Origin of the sequence: Ensifer sp. NM-2, from assembly GCF_003024455.1 — a bacterium.
GTDB lineage: Bacteria > Pseudomonadota > Alphaproteobacteria > Rhizobiales > Rhizobiaceae > Ensifer > Ensifer canadensis.
This window is the reverse complement of sequence record NZ_PVZR01000173.1, coordinates 1-399: the sequence shown is the minus strand read 5'-3', so window position 1 is coordinate 399 and position 399 is coordinate 1. Positions and strand designations below refer to the sequence as shown.

Genomic DNA, 399 nt, shown 5'->3' with positions numbered 1-399 from the left:
CAGCCATATGGCTAATGATTCATGGAGCGGCCAGGATAAAGCCCAACACTTCCTCGCCTCAGCCATGCTTTCCGCCGCAGGCAACGAATATGCCCAGCATCAGGGCTATAGCCGCGACCGGAGTGCCGCTATAGGCTTTATGTTTTCCGTGAGCTTAGGGGCATCGAAGGAGCTATGGGACAGCCGCCCGTCAGGGAGCGGCTGGAGCTGGAAAGATTTTGCCTGGGATGTGGCAGGTGCCACTACCGGCTATGCGGTATGGCAGCTGGCACATCAGTAATGCTACAAACGTAGCCCCTTGCCTTTACGATGCAGCGTCAGGGAGACCAGGAAGGCAATCGCGCCCATGACGGTCACGTACCAGTAAAAGGCGTGCTCAATTCCCGCTGATTTTAGCGA

Annotated in this window: 1 protein-coding gene; it reads left to right on the top strand. The window is 56.6% G+C overall.

The window, feature by feature from the left end:
- A partial coding sequence (locus C6558_RS39345; protein ID WP_107028860.1) for a YfiM family lipoprotein occupies window positions 1-280 on the top strand: 280 nt, incomplete at its 5' end.
- Window positions 281-399 lie beyond the last annotated feature (119 nt).